The sequence below is a fragment of the Streptomyces sp. NPDC051963 genome, assembly GCF_044593495.1.
In the GTDB taxonomy this organism is placed as follows: Bacteria; Actinomycetota; Actinomycetes; order Streptomycetales; family Streptomycetaceae; genus Streptomyces.
This window is the reverse complement of sequence record NZ_JBIUCC010000003.1, coordinates 879,539-896,291: the sequence shown is the minus strand read 5'-3', so window position 1 is coordinate 896,291 and position 16,753 is coordinate 879,539. Positions and strand designations below refer to the sequence as shown.

The window sequence follows — 16,753 nt, the reverse complement described above, 5'->3', positions numbered from 1 at the left end:
GGGGGTTCGGAGAAGCGTGTGAAGGAGGGTTCAGAGTGCGCGCAGGGTCCAGTTCCAGCGGTGGACACCCGGCGGGATCAGGTACGGCGCCGAGGTGTCCGGGCCGCACGACGCGGTGCCCAACCCCCGGTGCGCCGCGTCGATGTGCACCACGCACCCCGGTCGCGGGACCAGTTCGTCATGGTGCGCGGCGGCGGTCAGGTCCTCGGCGCGGTACCGGGTCACCGAGACCTGCCGGGGCTCGTCCAGCCGTACCGCGAGACCGGTGGCGTCCGGCGCCGACAGGGTGAAGTGCCGTACGCCGTGCCGCCCGCCGCTCTCCTGGGGGCGCAGATAGGGGGTGAACAGGTCGTCCACGGGCACGGAGTGATGACCGACCGGCGCACCCGAACTCCGGTCCGGGTACGACTCCCAGGGCCCCTGTCCGAACCACTCCAGGAGGTCGAGGCCGGGCACCGTCTCGAACACCGTGCCCACCCGGGCCACGTCCGCGAAGTCCTCGGGCAGCTCGGCCGACTCCTCGACCCGGATGCCGCCCTCGACGGGAGTGAACACCTGCACATGGCGGACGACGCCGACCGTGCCGGCGTACTCGGCGTGCACGGTCACCCGTCCGCTGTCCTCGCGTACCGACACGACCTTGCGGACGAGCGCGTCCAGCCCCCAGGCCCGCCAGCGCAGCGCCATGCCGCCGATCTCGTCGTTGTCGGTCGGTGCCCGCCACAACGACAGCGTGGGGGCGACGGTGAGAAGGGGATGGACGAGGAGCCCTTCCGCGTCGACCTCGACGGACGGGCCCGTGCCGGTCGTGTTCCGCGGGGCGGGGGCCGCCCGCAGCCGCAGTTGGGGCGCGCACACCTCGGTGCCGCGCGGACCCCACGGCTCGTCGTCCTTGGTGGTCACCCGGAGCGTCACCCAGGCCTCGCCGCCGTTGTCCGGCAGCTCGAAGGGGAGCGGCACCGCCGCCGTCTCCCCGGGGATCAGGTCGGGCAGCTCGGCCTCAGCGGTCAGCGTCCGCCCGTCGGAGAGGGCCAGCTCCCACCGGGCGGACAGCCAGTCCAGCCCCCGGAAGCACTGGTGGTTCTCGACCACGAGCCCCTCGTGCCGAAAGCACGTCAGCCGCACCGGCGCCGCGATCTCGCGGTGCTCGTACAGCACGGGCTTGGGCGTGCCGTCGGGGAAGACGATCCCGTCGGCGATGAACGCGCCGTCGTGGATCTTCTCCCCGAAGTCGCCGCCGTACGCCCAGCGATGGCCGGGCGCGGCGACACCGTTGTCGTACAGCCCGGCGCCCGAGCGCCCGGCAGGTCTGCCGTCAGTCACTCGCTGGAGAATGCCGTGGTCCCAGTACTCCCAGATGAAGCCACCCTGAAGACCCGGCGTTGACTCGATGGCGGCCCAGTGGTCGGCGAGCGTGCCGTTGCTGTTGCCCATGGCGTGCGAGTACTCGCACTGGATCAGGGGCCGCGTCTGTTTCCCGGAGAGCGCGTGCGCGACACAGTCCTCGATCGGCGCGTACATGGGACAGGCGATGTCGGAGGCGTCGTCCGTCGCCGCCCAGTCGAGCTTGGCCGCCCCCTCGTACTGGATCGGCCGCGTCGGATCGTGCCGGCGCACCCAGCCCGCCGCCGCGTCGTGGTTCGCCCCGTAGTCGGACTCGTTGCCCAGCGACCAGATGATCACCGACGGGTGGTTCTTGTCCCTCAGCACCATCCGCGAGACCCGGTCCACGAAGGCGTTCAGACAACGCGGGTCGTCGGCGATCTCATGGGCGTGGTCGTGCGACTCGATGTCCGCCTCGTCCACGACGTAGAAACCGAGCTCGTCCGCGAGGTCGTACAGCGCCGGGTCGTTCGGATAGTGCGCGGTGCGGATCGCGTTGAAGCCGAACCGCTTCAGCAGGACGAGGTCGGCGCGCATGTCGTCGTACGACACCGTCCTGCCCGTCAGCGGATGGAAGTCATGCCGGTTCACGCCCCGGATGTAGATCCGCTCGCCGTTGACCAGCAGGTCCCGGCCGACGATCTCCACGTCGCGGAAACCGATGCGGTGCCGCGAGGTGTCGGCGACCGTTCCGTCGGCGCGGTGCAGCCGGACGGTCAGGCCGTACAGCTCGGGCGTCTCGGCGGTCCAGGTGCGGACGCCGGGGACCACGGCGCGCATCCGTGCCTCGCCGAGGAAGTCGGAGACGCGCTCGTCCTCGGCGTTGGCACGGTCGAACTCGGCGTCCTGCGCCAGGCATTCGCCGTCCAGTTCGCCGGTGACGTACCAGCCGTCCGGCAGCGCACCGCCCGCGTCCCGCACCTGACAGTCGACCCGCAGCCCGCCGTCGGCACGCGCTCGCACGGTCACGTCCGCGAGACACAGCGGATCCGTCGCGTACAGCAGCACCGACCGGGTGATCCCGCCGTGCCACCACTGGTCCTGGTCCTCGAGGTGCGAGGCGTCGCTCCACTTGACGACGGTGAGCCGTACGGTCGCGGGGGAGCCGGGGCGTACGAGATCCGTGAGGTCGAACTCGGCCGCCAGGTGCGAGTCCTTGGAGATCCCCACCGGCCGCCCGTCCACCTGCACCAGCAGCACGCTCTCGGCCGCACCGACCTGGAGCACGATCCGCCGGCCCGCCCACTCGGCGGGTACGTCCACCTCACGCTCGTACACGCCCGTCGGGTTCTCGGACGGCGACGCGGGCGGGAACTCGGGGAACGGCATGCGGACGTTGGTGTACCGGGGGAGGTCGTCGGTGTCCTGGAGGGTCCAGGCGCCGGGGACGTACGACGAGGACCAGACGTCGCTCACCGGCGCGTCGGGCGTCGGCAGCAGCTGGAACCGCCAGTCGCCGTCGAGCGACAACGCCCCGGTGCGCCGGTCCACGGCGTTCATCGGTATCCGCCCCCAGGAGGTCACCTCGGGTGCCTCCCAGGGGCGGAGCGCCAACAGCGGGTTCATCCGCGGACGGCTCCCTTCGCGAGGTCGCCGATGATCTGCCGGGCGCCGATGGCGAAGACGATCAGCAGCGGAATCAGGGCGAGGAGCGCGCCGGTCATGACCATTCCGTAGTCGGTGGTGCCGTGGGTGCCGTTGAGCTGGGACAGGGCGACCTGGAGGGTCACGTTGTCCGGGTTGGTGAGGGAGATCAGCGGCCAGGCGTAGTCGTTCCACTGGCCCATGAAGGTGAAGATGCCGAGGAAGGCGAGGCCCGGGCGGACGACCGGGAGCGCCACGTGCCAGTACTGGCGCAGGAAGTTCGCGCCGTCCAGCTTCGAGGCGTCCAGCAGTTCGTCGTGGATGGCGCTCTTCATGTACTGGCGCATCCAGAAGATGCCGAACGCGTTGGCCGCCGCGGGGACGATCAGTGCGGTCATGGAGCCGATCCAGCCGATCTTCGCCATCATCACGAACTGCGGGATGATCGCCAGCTGCGTCGGCACCATGAAGATCAGCATCAGCAGACCGAACAGCAGCCCCCGGCCCGGGAACTGGAACTTGGCGAAGACGAACGCGGCCAGTGAGTCGAAGACCAGGACCAGGAAGGTCACCGCCGAGGCCACCAGCAGCGAGTTGAACATCGAGCCGAAGAAATCGATGTTGTCGAACAGACTGCGGGCGTTCTCCAGGAAGTGCGAGCCGGGCAGCAGCTTCGGCGGATAGGAGAAGATCTCGCTCGACGTGTGCGTCGACATGATGACGGCCCAGTAGAACGGGAAGGCCGACAGGAGCAGTCCGAGGACCAGGACCACGTGCAGTGCGATGCCCCGGCGCCGGGAACCCTTGATGGATGCCATGGTGTCCAGGCCCCCCTTAGTCTTCGCCCCGGCGCTGTACCAGCCGCCAGTTGATGATCGAGAAGATGACGACGACGAGGAAGATGCCCCACGCCACGGCGGCGCCGTAGCCGAAGTCGTTGTTGTCGAAGGTCTGCTGGAAGAAGTAGAGGACCATCGTCCGGCCCGCGTGGTCCGGGCCGCCGGAGAACGTCGAGTCGTTCGAGGTGTTCTGCAGCAGGACCTGCGCCTCGGTGAAGCTCTGGAGTCCGGTCACCGTCGAGATCACCAGCACGAACAGAAGGGTCGGCCGCAGCAAGGGCAGCGTGACCCGGAAGAACGTCTGCACCGGACCGGCGCCGTCCACCCGCGAGGCCTCGTACAGCTCGCTCGGGATGGTCTGGAGTCCCGCGAGGAAGATGATCGCGTTGTAGCCGGTCCACTGCCAGGTCATCAGTGTCGCGATGGCGACCTTGATGCCCCACGGTGTGTTCAGCCAGGCCACCTGGTCGAGGCCCACCGCCTGCAACAGGGCGTTCACCAGGCCGAAGTTGGTGGAGAACACCGAGCCGAAGACGATCGCGATCGCCACGACCGAGGTGACGTTCGGCAGGAAGTACGCGAAGCGGTAGACGTTCTTGAAGCGGACCGCCGAGTTGAGCATCACGGCCGTCACCATCGACAGGAGGATCATGGGGAAGGTGGCCAGCGCCCAGATGATGATCGTGTTCCCGATCGAGTCCCAGAAGTCGCTGTCGCTCAGCAGGTACTGGTACTGGGACAGGCCCGCCCACTCCATCGACCCGAGGCCGTCCCAGCGGTGGAACGACAGGTAGAACGAGAAGCCGACCGGGATCAGGCCGAAGGCGAGGAAGAGCAGATAGAAGGGGGAGATCGCGGCGTAGAGGTGCCAGTACTTGCGGAAGGCGCTCTTCGGCCGGGTGGGGGAGGGCTGGGCCACGGCGGGCGGGGTCTGCTCGATGACGGCCATCAGTAGCTCACCCCCAGGTGCTTCGCGATACGCCGGCACTTGCTCATGGCGTCACTCCAGGCGTTGTCCGGGTCCTTGCCGAGGACGCCGACGTTCTTGATCTCGTCCTTGATGGGCTGCCCGAGCGCCACGTCGAACGGGCTGTTGTAGGCCACCACGATCTTCTGCGCGGCGGGCCCGAAGACATCCGTGGTCACCTGGCCGCCGAAGAAGTCGTCCGGTTCCTGAAGCTGCTTCAGGCCGTAAGAGGCGGGTGTGGAGGGGAACAGGCCCGCGTCGACGTAACCCGAGGCCTGGTTGGCCGCGTTGAGCATCCAGGCGATGATCTCGAAGGCCCGCTCGGGCTCCCGGCACGCCTTGGTGATCGACAGGAACGAACCGCCGTTGTTGGCGGGCCGCACGGGCATGTCGGCGATCCGCCACTTGCCCTTGGTCTTCGGATTGCCGTTCTTGATGTCGTACGTCGCCCAGGAGGCGCCGAGCTGGCTGGGGAGCTTGCCGGTGTCGACCGCGGAGATCTGGTCCGGGGTTCCGGTGACGAGCTTCGAGACGATCCCGCGCCGCTTGGCCTCCACCGCGAGCGCCCAGGCATGCCGCACATGCTCCTGGTCGCCGATGAAGTGGCGGTCCTTGTCGACGTAGCGCTTGCTGCCCTGCTGCACCGCGTTCTCGAAGACGCTGTTGACGTCGGTGAGCAGCGAGGTCCCCGGGATCCGCTTCCTGAGCTGCTCGCCCGCCGCGAAGTACTTCTCCCAGGTGTTCAACTCCTCGGAGACGTCGGCCGGTTCGTACGGCAGTCCCGCCTTGCGGAACACCTCGTACTGGTAGAAGTGCGCGACCGGCCCGCAGTCGATCGGGAAGCCGACCATCGTGCCGTCGTCGGCGATGCCCTGGTCCCACTTCCACGCCAGGTACTGGCTCCTGTACTTCTCCGCGCCCAGCGTCCTCAGGTCCACGAACTGGTCCGCGTTGGGCAGGTAGGACGCCATGTCCTCGCCCTTGAGGCCCGCGATGTCGGGGACGTGGGCGCGGCCGGTCATCGTGGTGATCAGCTTGGACCGGTAGTAGCCGCCGATCTTGATGGCCTGGAGGTCGACCGAGCCGCCGTAGCGGGCCCTGGCCTTCTCCAGGACCGTGTCGCCGAGGCCGCCGTCCCAGTACCACAGGACCATGTTCCGGCCGGTGGACCCGGTCGGAACGGCACAGCCGGTCGCCAGGCCGCCGAGTGCCGTGGCGGCCGTACCGGCCAGGCCCGCGCGCAGCAGGCCTCTTCGTGAGAGCCGCACAGCTCCCACCGCCTTTCGGATCTTTATGGATCTTCGTGTGCCAGGGGGATCACTGGGGGGTGTTCGGGGGAGTCAGCGGTGCGTACCGGACCGGCGGCCCCGGGTCCCGCGGCATCCGGTCGGCCAGGAAGCCGTAGGAGCGCCGCAGTTCGGGGTCCTCGAGGGTCTGCCACCACTGGTGGATGCCGTACCAGCCGGGGGCGGCCAGGGCTCCGGTGTGGTGCCGTACGGACAGACCGGACGCCAGCACCGCGAACTTCAGCCGCTCCACCAGCGGCCAGCCGCCGAGCGAGGCGGCGACGAAGCTCGCGCCGAACACGTCCCCGGCGCCCGTCGCGTCCAGGACATCGATGTCGAGGGCGGGTACCTCCGCGTACTCGCCCGTGGTCTGGTCGGCGGCGATCGCGCCGTCGCCGCCGCGGGTGACCACGGCGACCGGCACCAGTTCGGTGAGTGTGCCGAGCGCCGCGACCGCGCTGTCGGTGCGGGTGTAGGCCATCGCCTCGGTCTCGTTGGGCAGGAAGGCGTGGCACAGGGCGAGCTGGTCGAGGAGGTCGGTGGACCACTGCTGGGTGGGGTCCCAGCCGACGTCCGCGTAGATCTGCGTGCCGTTCGCGGCCGCCTTGCCGAGCCATTCGCGGGGCTCGGCCTCGATGTGCACGAGGGCGGTGCGCGCCTCGGGCGGGTCGCCCATCAGCGTGTCCTGCGAGTACGGCGGTTCCTGGCCGTGGGTGACCAGGGCACGGTCGTGACCGTGGGCGATGGAGACGGTGACCGGGGTGTGCCAGCCGTCCGCGGTGCGGGAGAGCGAGAGGTCGACGCCCTCCTGGCCGGCGAGGACCTCACGGCAGTGCGCACCGTAGAAGTCGTCGCCGAAGACCGTGGCCAGGGAGGTCCGCAGGCCGAAGCGGGACGCGGCCACCGCGAGGTTCGCGATGCCGCCGGGACCGGAGCCCATACCGGACGTCCAGATCTCCTCACCCGGCGTCGGGGGCTTCCCGAGCCCCGTGAGGACGAGGTCGTAGAAGAGCAGCCCGGTCAGCAGGACATCGGGCCTGTCGTCGTCCACGCGCACATCCCTTCGTGGGGCCTTCGTGGGGGGCTCGTCAAAACTCGTCATTTTCGATGACCGGAATCGTGCGCTGCTCGGCGACATTGGTCAATACCTCAGCAGAACTGAGCATAGAAATGATTGAAGATGACGAGTACTGTTCATCGCGTGCTGGCAGAGCGACGACATCAACTCATCCTGCGGGCCCTGCGCTCCGGCGGGCCCGCGGCCGTGACCGATCTCTCGGAGCAGCTGGGTGTGAGCCCCGCCACCGTCCGGCGTGACCTGGTGAAACTGGAGGAGGACGGCCTCCTCACCCGGGTGCACGGCGGCGCTGTGGCGGAGGAGGGCGACCAGCCCTTCGCCGAGGTCGCCGAGATGCGCGTGTCCGAAAAGGACTGCATAGCGGCCCGCGCGGCGGAGTTGATCAAAGACGGTCAGTCGGTGCTGCTCGACATCGGCACCACCGCCTACCGGCTGGCCCGCCAACTGCACGGCCGCCGGATCACCGTGATCACCAGCAACCTGGTGGTCTACGAGGAGCTCGCCGACGACGAGGGCATCGAGCTGGTCCTCCTCGGCGGCATGGTCCGCCGCGAGTACCGCTCCCTGGTCGGCTTCCTCACCGAGGACAATCTGCGCCAGCTGCACGCCGACTGGCTCTTCCTCGGCACCAGCGGAGTGCGCCCGGGCGGACAGGTGATGGACACGACCGTGGTCGAGGTGCCGGTCAAGCGCGCCATGATCAAGGCCAGTGACAAGGTCGTCCTCCTCGCCGACTCGGCGAAGTTCCCGGGTACGGGCATGGCGAAGGTCTGCGGTCCCGAGGACCTGGACGTGGTGGTGACGAACGCTCCCGTGAACACGGCGACCAGAGCCTCCCTGGAGGAGGCCGGCGTCGACGTGCTCGTGGCAGGAAAGGTGCAAGCGTGAAGCTGACGATTCTGGGCGGCGGCGGATTCCGGGTGCCGCTCGTGTACGGGGCGCTCCTCGGGGACCGGGGCGAGGGCCGGGTGACCCAGGTCGTGCTGCACGACCTGGACGCCGGCCGGCTCGATGCCGTGACCCGCGTCCTGGCCGAGCAGGCGGCGGGCGTCCCTGGGGGCACCTCCCGGCCGGAGGCCGGGGGAGCGCCCGAGGTGAGCGCCACCACCGACCTCGACGAGGCGCTGCGCGGCGCCGACTTCGTGTTCTCCGCGATCCGGGTCGGCGGCCTGGAAGGACGCGCGAACGACGAGCGCGTGGCACTGGCGCAGGGCGTCCTCGGCCAGGAGACGGTCGGCGCGGGCGGCATCGCCTACGGCCTGCGCACGGTGCCCGTCGCCGTCGACATCGCGCAACGTGTGGCCCGTCTCGCGCCGGACGCCTGGGTCATCAACTTCACCAACCCCGCCGGCCTGGTCACCGAGGCCATGTCCCGCCACCTCGGCAACCGCGTCATCGGCATCTGCGACTCACCGGTCGGCCTCGGCCGCCGTATCGCCAAGGTGCTCGGCGCCAACCCGCGCGAGGCGTGGATCGACTACGTCGGCCTCAACCACCTCGGCTGGGTCCGCGGCCTGCGCGTCGCCGGCCGCGACGAGCTGCCGCGTCTGCTCGCCGATCCCGAACTGCTCGGCTCCTTCGAGGAGGGCAAGCTCTTCGGCCCCGACTGGCTCCAGTCGCTCGGCGCGATCCCGAACGAGTATCTGCACTACTACTACTTCAACCGGGAAGCCGTACGTGCCTACCAGGAGGCCCAGCAGACCCGCGGCGCCTTCCTGCGCGACCAGCAGGCCCGGTTCTACGAGGAGATGCGCACCCCGAGTGCGGCTGCGCTCCTGGCCTGGGACCGCACCCGCGCCGAGCGCGAGGCGACGTACATGGCGGAGAACCGGGAGACGGCGGGCGCCGGCGAGCGCGATGCCGACGACCTCTCCGGCGGCTACGAGAAGGTGGCCCTCGCCCTGATGCGGGCCATCGCCCGCGACGAGCGCACCACCCTGATCCTCAACGTGCGCAACCAGCACGCCCTCTCCGTCCTTGACAACGATGCCGTCATCGAGGTCCCGTGCCTCGTCGACGCGGGCGGCGCCCACCCCGTCGCCGTCGATCCGCTGCCCGACCACGCCACCGGACTGGTGTGCGCGGTCAAGGCGGTCGAACGCGAGGTCCTCGCCGCGGCCGAGTCCGGATCCCGTACGACGGCGGTGAAGGCCTTCGCGCTGCACCCGCTGGTCGACTCGGTGAACGTCGCCCGCAGACTGGTCGACGGATACACCGAGGTCCACCCCGGTCTGGCATACCTTAAGTAAGCGCTTACCCCCGGCTCGCTCCCTGGAGAGTTTCATGCACGACGAACGCCGACGGATCGAGGAGCGCGTCGAGCGCCTTCACGACCAGCGGATCAAGAAGGCGATCTACGCGGCCACCGTGCCCTTCGAGGTCGAGGCCTGGCAGGCGCCGGGCGAGCCGGTCCCCTTCGAGGAGGCGGCGGCCGCCGCGTACGCCCCGTTCGCGATGGACACACCGTGGGGCCCGCCCTGGGGCACGACCTGGTTCCGGATGCGCGGGCAGGTGCCCGCCGAGTGGGCCGGGAAGCGCGTCGAGGCGGTCATCGACCTCGGCTTCATCGGGGACTGGCCCGGCAACCAGGCCGAGGCGCTGGTCCACCGCACGGACGGCACACCGCTGAAGGCGGTCAACCCGCTCAACCAGTACGTGCCGATCGCCAACCCGGCGACGGGCGGTGAGCAGATCGACTACCTGGTCGAGGCGGCCTCCAACCCGGACATCCTCGCAGGCGACTTCGCGGGCCCGACCCCGCTCGGCGACGTCCTGACCGCGGGTGACAAGCCCCTCTACACCTTCCAGCGCGCCGACCTCGCCGTCCTCGACGAGGAGGTGTTCCACCTCGACCTCGATGTGCAGGTGCTGCGCGAGCTGATGCTGGAGCTGGGCGAGCACGACCCGCGCCGGCACGAGATCATGCACGCGCTGGACCGGGCGATGGACCTGCTCGACCTGGACGACATCGCGGGCTCGGCGGCGGCCGTACGCGACGCGCTGCGGCCGGTGCTGTCGCGGCCCGCGAACGCGAGCGCGCATGTGATCTCCGGCGTCGGCCACGCGCACATCGACTCCGCCTGGCTGTGGCCGATCCGCGAGACCAAGCGCAAGACGTCCCGCACCTTCTCGAACGTCACGGCACTCGCCGACGAGTACGAGGACTTCATCTTCGCCTGCTCGCAGGCCCAGCAGTACGAGTGGGTGCGCGACAACTACCCGCAGGTGTGGGCCCGTATCCAGGAGTCGGTGAAGAAGGGCCAGTGGGCGCCGGTCGGCGGCATGTGGGTGGAGGCGGACGGCAACCTGCCCGGCGGTGAGGCGGTCGCCCGCCAGTTCATCCACGGCAAGCGGTTCTTCATCGAGCACTTCGGCGTCGAGACCAAGGGCGTGTGGCTGCCGGACTCCTTCGGCTACAGCGCGGCCTACCCGCAGCTCGCCAAGCTCGCCGGCAACGAGTGGTTCCTCACCCAGAAGATCTCCTGGAACCAGACCAACAAGTTCCCCCACCACACCTTCTGGTGGGAGGGCATCGACGGCACCCGCATCTTCACCCACTTCCCGCCGGTCGACACCTACAACGCCCGCTTCAGCGGCGAGGAGATGTCCCGCGCGGTCCGCAACTACCAGGAGAAGGGCGGCGCCACCCGCTCGCTGGCCCCCTTCGGCTGGGGCGACGGCGGTGGCGGCCCCACCCGCGAGATCATGGAACGGGCGCGCAGGCTGGCGGACCTGGAGGGCTCGCCGAAGGTCGTCGTCGAGCATCCGGACGCGTTCTTCGCGAAGGCCCGCGAGGAGTACCCGGACGCCCCGGTCTGGGTCGGCGAGCTCTACCTCGAACTGCACCGCGCCACGTACACCTCGCAGGCCCGCACCAAGCAGGGCAACCGCCGCTCCGAACACAGGCTCCGCGAGGCCGAGTTGTGGGCGACGACGGCCGCACTGCACGCGCCGGGCTACGCCTACCCGTACGAGAAGCTGGACCGGCTGTGGAAGACGGTGCTGCTGCACCAGTTCCACGACATCCTGCCGGGGTCGTCGATCGCCTGGGTGCACCGGGAGGCCGAGGCCGAATACGCCCGTGTGGCCGAGGAGTTGGAGGCGCTCACGGCCGAGGCGGTCGCGGCGCTGGGCGGCGGCGGAAGCCGGGTCTTCAACACGAGCCCGTACGACCGGGCCGAGGTCGTGCGTACGGCGGCGGGTGTCCCCGCGTACGTGGAGGTCCCCGCGAGCGGCAGCGCGCCCCTCGTCGCCGCCGCGCCCGCGCACTCCGTCACGGTCACCGGCCGGGTCCTCGACAACGGCCTGGTCCGCGTCGAGATCGCCGAGGACGGCACCCTGGCGTCCGTACGCGATCTGCGCGCCAACCGCGAAGTCCTCGCCGACCAGGGCAATCTGCTGCGTCTGCACACCGACCTCCCGAACTACTGGGATGCCTGGGACGTCGACAAGCACTACAAGAACCGCTACACGGACCTGCTGGACGCCGCCTCCGTGACGGTCGTCGAGGAGGACCCCCTGCGCGGTGCGATCCGCGTGGAGCGTTCGTTCGGCAAGGGCTCGAAGATCACCCAGACCATCACGCTCCGCGCCGGCAGCCCCCGGATCGACTTCGAGACGGACATCGACTGGCACGAGGCCGAGAAGTTCCTCAAGGCGGGCTTCCCGCTGGACATCCGGGCGCCGCATTCGTCCGCCGAGATCGCGTACGGCCACATCCAGCGGCCCACGCACACCAACACCAGCTGGGAGGCGGCCCGCTTCGAGGTGTCCGGCCACCGCTGGGTGCACCTCGGCGAGCCCGGCTACGGCGTCGCGGTCATCAACGACTCGACGTACGGCCACGACGTCTCCCGCACGGTCCGGGAGGACGGCGGCACGACGACCACGGTCCGCCTCAGCCTGGTCCGCGCCCCGCGCGTCCCGGACCCGGGAGCCGACCAGGGCAGCCACCGCATCACCTACGCGCTGCTCCCCGGCGCGACCATCGCGGACGCGGTCGCCGAGGGCTACGCCCTCAACCTCCCGCTGCGCGTGGCGGATGCGGCGGGCGCGCCCGAGCCGGTCGTCTCCGTGGACGGCGACGGTGTGACGATCGAGGCGGTCAAGCTCGCCGACGACCGGTCCGGCGATGTCGTCGTACGGCTCTACGAGTCCCGCGGCGGCCGCGCCGAGGGCGTCCTGCGCACCGGCTTCCCGCTGGCCGGCGCACAGGTGACCGACCTGCTGGAGCGGCCGCTCCCGAACGAGGTCACCGAGGTCACCGAGGGCGCGGTCGCGGTCGAGCTGCGGCCGTTCCAGGTGCTGACGCTGCGGCTCGCTCGCGCGTAGCGCTCCGCTGGAGGGGCGCGTCGTTTGCTGCGGGTCTGTGGGGGCCGGTCGCGCCCACGCGGCGGAGCCGCATATCGATACAGCCCCGCGCCCCTTGGGTGGGACTCGGTACCGCCCATGATCAGTTGCCCCGCCCAGGGGCGGGCTCGGCCGTTGCCGTGCCCGCCCCTTCTCCTTCGAAGTGACCTATTGCCGCAGAGGAGTTCAATCGTGCCCATGCAGCCGTGGTTCACCGACGCCAAGCTGGGGATCTTCGTCCACTGGGGGATCTACGCGGTGGACGGCGTCCAGGAATCCTGGTCGTTCTACGACGACATCGTCCCGTACGACTCCTACATGTCCCAGTTCGACCGCTTCACCGCCTCCCGGTACGAGCCGGAGAAGTGGGCGAGGCTGTTCGCCCGCGCCGGCGCCAAGTACGCCGTCCTGACCAGCCGCCACCACGACGGAGTCGCCCTCTGGGACACCGCGTACGGCGACCTGAACGTCGGCCGGGACCTGATCGCCGGGTACGCCGACGCACTGCGCGAACAGGGACTCAAGGTCGGCCTCTACTACTCGCACTCCGACTGGAGCCACCCCGACTACGCCTCCACCCGCAAGCCGGGCCGGCCGCCCGAGCTGGAGGACAACCGGTACTCCGAGGTAGCGGCCGAGTTCGAGGACCTGGACGCCTGGGAACGCTTCATCGCCTACCGGGACGGCCAGATCCGCGAACTCACCTCCCGCTACAAGCCGGACCTGATGTGGTTCGACGGCGAGTGGGACCGCAGCGAGGAGCAGTGGCGCATCCCTGAACTGGCCGCGCTGATCCGCTCCGAGGTCCCGGACGTCGTCTTCAACGCCCGCATGCTCGGCGAGGGCGACTACGCCACCCCCGAGCAGGGCGCCCCCGTCATACCGCCGCAGGGCCCCTGGGAGCTGTGCCTGACGATCAACGACTCCTGGGGCCACCAACATCACGACCACAACCACAAGTCGGTCGACCAGCTGATCCGCTACTTCGCCGAGACGATCGGCGGCGGTGGCAATCTGCTGCTCAGCGTCGGCCCGCGCGAGGACGGCACGATCCCGGCCGAGCAGGTCGAGCGCCTGGAGGGACTCGGCGACTGGACCGCCAAGCACGCTCAGGCGGTGTACGGCACCGTGCGCGGCCTCCCCGCCGGTCACCACTACGGCCCGAGCACCCTCTCGCCGGACCGCCGCACGCTGTACCTGATCCTCTTCGACGCCCCCCGCGCCGAGATCAACGTACGCGGTCTGCTCGGCTCCGTGCGCCGGGTCACGGTGCTCGGCAGCGGCACCGAACTGTCCCACCGGATCACCGGAGGGCTGCACGAGACGCCGGGCGTGCTGTGGATCGAACCGCCCGCCGAGGCCGACCTGGACCCGCATGCCACGGTCCTCGCGGTCGAACTGGACGGAGAGCTGGAGCTGTACCGGGGGGCCGGACGGTTCTGAACACGAACACGTTGTCCCAGGAACTCCCATGAAGATTTAAGGTAGCGGTAAAGCGCCTGGTCACAGCCGAAATTCCGGAGTTCGTGACCATGGCGCTTTGCTTCTTGGACACTTGGAGTTCGCCTACTGCCCGTGAGATGCGAAGGTAAGGCGCAAGAGAAAGGTGTCGCGGTGGGAGACTCGCGTAAGTCAGCGATCGGCAAGGGGCTGAGGCGCCGGGGGAGACTGATGATGCAGGCGGTGAGCCCGCCGCGTCGCCCCCTGGACGCCATTCCCTCCCCTCGGCCCGCCGCGAAGACGAGCCAGTCGGCGTACGTCGCCCCGGTCGCCCCGCGGCTCGTGGAGTCGCCGGTCTTCGTGCTGTCCTCGGTGCGTTCCGGCTCGACCCTGCTGCGAGTGCTGCTGAACAGCCACAGCCGGATCCGCGCCCCGCACGAGATGCATCTGCGCACGGTCCATGTCCAGCTGACCCGCAGCTTCACCCCGGACGCCATGAAGGCGCTCCAGCTCGACAAGGCCGAGCTGGAGCATCTGCTGTGGGACCGGATCCTGCACCTGGAACTGACCCGCAGCGGCATGGACGTCATCGTCGACAAGACACCGCCGAACACCCTCATCTGGCCGCGGCTGGACCGATGTTGGCCGAACGCGCGCTACATCCTGCTGCTGCGCCACCCCGGCGCGATCCTCGCCTCCCTGACCGACCGCCGCAAAGAGCCCGACCACGAGGCGATCCTCGCCGAGGTGCTCGGCTACTCCGAGAAGCTGGAGGAGGCGCGGCAGAACCTCACCAACGCCCACATCGTGACGTACGAGGAACTCACCGCCGAACCGGAGAAGGCCACCCGCGCCCTGTGCGACTACCTCGGCGTCGAGTGGGAGAGCGGCATGCTCGACTACGGCCGCCAGGACCACGGCACCTTCCGCCCCCAGCTCGGCGACTGGAGCAGCACCATCAAGTCGGGCCGCATCCAGGCCGCCCGCACCGCCGACCCGGCCGCCGAACTGCCGCCGCGCCTGAAGGAGATCGCGAAGGCGTGGGGGTACGAGGTGCAGGCACCCTAGACCCCCACGCCGACGCCCGCCTCAGCCGGTGAAGCCGGCCGTGATGGACGTGAACTGCCAGTTGCTCTGACTGATGCCGGAGCAGTTGCTCACCACGCCCCCGCCGGGGCAGGGCCGGTCGCGGTTGACGGACCAGAAGGCGAGCCGGGCGATGTGGTGCGAGTTCGCCCAGTCACGGATCTGGGTCCAGGTCGTCGGCGACGTCAGCTCCTGCTGGTCGCTCAGCCCGTTCATGCCGGAGATACCGATGTGGGCGTAGGCCGTCGCGTCGTCCCACCCGAAGGCGGACTTCAGCTTGTTCTTCAGCCCCTCCGTCGCGTTCACGGTGTTGCCGTACATGTCGGCGCCGCCGCCGAAGTCGAACGGCATGATGGTGAACACGTCGATGTCGGCGCCCAGCGCCTTGGCCTGGTCGATGAGCCGGTTGCCCCAGTAGGTGGGACCGGTCGTCGTCGTGCCGAAGGTGATGATGGTGCGCAGGCCCGGGTTGTTCGCCTTGACGATCTTCAGGGCGTTGAGGATCCGGTCCTGCACCACGGCGTTCTCGAACTCGTCCGTGTTCTCGATGTCGATGTCGATCGCCTTCAGCCCGTATGCGTCGATCACCCGCTGATACGCACCCGCCAGCGCCTCGGGCGTCGCACAGTTCGGCCCGAGCTTGTTGCCGCTCCAGCCGCCGATCGACGGAACGATGTCACCGCCCGCGGAACGAATCGAGTTGATGACGCTCTGGTCATTGCCGCCGGTCAGCGGACGCGACCCGTCCCAGGCCGGGTTGCAGCCGCCCGAGGAGAGGATGAACGCCATCGTGAACCACTTGACGCCGGTCGCGCTCATCACCGAGGTGGCGCTGGGCGGATCACCCCAGCCCAGGTACAGATAGGGCGCCGCCTGCTTGAACCCGGTGCCGCCGCCACCGCCCGCGTCGGTCGTGACGGACACGGAGTTGGAGGCCGCCGACCTGTTCCCGGCCGCGTCCCGGGCCCGCACGGTGAAGGTGTGGGCGGTGCTCGCCGAGAGCCCGCTCACCGTGGCGCTCGTACCGGAGACACTCAGCACCTGACTGGAGCCGCTGTAGATGTCGTACGCGGTGACCCCGACGTTGTCGGTGGCCGCGTTCCACGCCAGCGACACGCTCGACGACGTCTTCCCGGTGGACCGCAGACTGCCCGGCACCGAAGGCGCCTGGGTGTCGGAACCGCCACCGCCGGGTCCGTCGAGGCTGATGTCGTCGGCGTAGTAGGTGCCCTGGGCGTACCAGCCGTGGACATAGATGGTCGCGCTGGTCTGCGAGGCACCGGTCGTGAAGCCCACGCTGAGCTGGCTGTACGCCGACGGTGACGACGCCCAGGTGGAGGACCCGCCGTCCACGCCCAGGTACACGTAGGAACCGCGCACCCAACCGCTCAGCGTGTACGCCGTGTTGGGCTGCACGGACACGGTCTGACTGCACTTGGCGATGTCACTCGAACTCACCGCCCCCGCAAGGGCTTTGGTGCCCCCGTGCACGGGAGAGGAGACGACCGACCCGAGATTGCCGGTGCAGGACCAGGGGGAGAGGGCCCCCGACTCGAGGCCGGGGTTGGGCAGGATGTTGGCCGCTTGGGCCGTACCGGGAAGGGCGACGGCCCCGGCGAGAGCAAGGGCCGCCGACCCCAGCAGCGCCAGAAGACGACGTCTGGAACGTCCGAAGAGTGAGGTGCGCACGCGATCTCCCTTGAGGAATGGGGGTGTTCGGGAGGTGGTGCAAGGTGCGCAC

Annotated in this window: 11 protein-coding genes; 5 read left to right on the top strand and 6 right to left on the bottom strand. The window is 69.5% G+C overall.

Annotation, left to right across the window (positions count from 1 at the left end; translation table 11 throughout):
* Positions 1 to 30 precede the first annotated feature (30 nt).
* Genes ACIHFB_RS16265 through ACIHFB_RS16245 form a run of 5 tightly spaced genes read right to left on the bottom strand, consistent with a single transcriptional unit; the run spans position 31 to position 7,110 of the window.
* Positions 31 to 2,949, bottom strand: a complete 2,919-nt coding sequence (locus tag ACIHFB_RS16265; protein ID WP_400127089.1) for a glycoside hydrolase family 2 TIM barrel-domain containing protein — start codon at positions 2,947 to 2,949, stop codon at positions 31 to 33.
* Complete coding sequence (locus tag ACIHFB_RS16260; protein WP_365286671.1) at positions 2,946 to 3,785, bottom strand: carbohydrate ABC transporter permease; 840 nt, start codon at positions 3,783 to 3,785, stop codon at positions 2,946 to 2,948. The genes ACIHFB_RS16265 and ACIHFB_RS16260 overlap by 4 nt, the downstream gene beginning before the upstream one ends.
* Positions 3,786 to 3,801: 16 nt before the next feature.
* Complete coding sequence (locus tag ACIHFB_RS16255) at positions 3,802 to 4,755, bottom strand: sugar ABC transporter permease (protein ID WP_365286673.1); 954 nt, start codon at positions 4,753 to 4,755, stop codon at positions 3,802 to 3,804.
* Complete coding sequence (locus ACIHFB_RS16250) at positions 4,755 to 6,041, bottom strand: extracellular solute-binding protein (RefSeq protein ID WP_365286675.1); 1,287 nt, start codon at positions 6,039 to 6,041, stop codon at positions 4,755 to 4,757. Before ACIHFB_RS16250 ends, ACIHFB_RS16255 begins: the two co-directional genes overlap by 1 nt.
* A 49-nt stretch (positions 6,042 to 6,090) precedes the next feature.
* Entirely contained in the window at positions 6,091 to 7,110 is a 1,020-nt protein-coding gene (locus ACIHFB_RS16245) for a carbohydrate kinase family protein (protein WP_365286677.1), read from the bottom strand.
* A gap of 150 nt (positions 7,111 to 7,260) precedes the next feature.
* On the opposite strand from ACIHFB_RS16245, the gene ACIHFB_RS16240 reads away from it, so the two are divergent.
* The 5 genes from ACIHFB_RS16240 to ACIHFB_RS16220 all read left to right on the top strand — a co-directional run bounded on the left by ACIHFB_RS16240 (position 7,261) and on the right by ACIHFB_RS16220 (position 14,994).
* On the top strand, positions 7,261 to 8,025 hold the full coding sequence (locus ACIHFB_RS16240) for a DeoR/GlpR family DNA-binding transcription regulator (RefSeq protein ID WP_400127088.1): 765 nt from the start codon (positions 7,261 to 7,263) through the stop codon (positions 8,023 to 8,025).
* Positions 8,022 to 9,386, top strand: coding sequence for a 6-phospho-beta-glucosidase (locus ACIHFB_RS16235; RefSeq protein ID WP_400127087.1), 1,365 nt, complete (start codon positions 8,022 to 8,024; stop codon positions 9,384 to 9,386). Before ACIHFB_RS16240 ends, ACIHFB_RS16235 begins: the two co-directional genes overlap by 4 nt.
* Before the next feature lie 34 nt (positions 9,387 to 9,420).
* Complete coding sequence (locus tag ACIHFB_RS16230) at positions 9,421 to 12,468, top strand: alpha-mannosidase (protein ID WP_400127086.1); 3,048 nt, start codon at positions 9,421 to 9,423, stop codon at positions 12,466 to 12,468.
* A 210-nt stretch (positions 12,469 to 12,678) separates the two neighbouring features.
* A complete protein-coding gene (locus ACIHFB_RS16225) occupies positions 12,679 to 13,929 on the top strand; it encodes an alpha-L-fucosidase (RefSeq protein WP_400127085.1) in 1,251 nt (416 codons plus the stop codon).
* Between the two features lie 231 nt (positions 13,930 to 14,160).
* Complete coding sequence (locus tag ACIHFB_RS16220; RefSeq protein ID WP_365286709.1) at positions 14,161 to 14,994, top strand: sulfotransferase; 834 nt, start codon at positions 14,161 to 14,163, stop codon at positions 14,992 to 14,994.
* Positions 14,995 to 15,015: 21 nt separating this feature from the next.
* Here ACIHFB_RS16220 and ACIHFB_RS16215 read toward each other — a convergent pair whose 3' ends face one another.
* Positions 15,016 to 16,701, bottom strand: coding sequence for a carbohydrate binding domain-containing protein (locus ACIHFB_RS16215; RefSeq protein WP_400127084.1), 1,686 nt, complete (start codon positions 16,699 to 16,701; stop codon positions 15,016 to 15,018).
* Between the last annotated feature and the right edge of the window lie 52 nt (positions 16,702 to 16,753).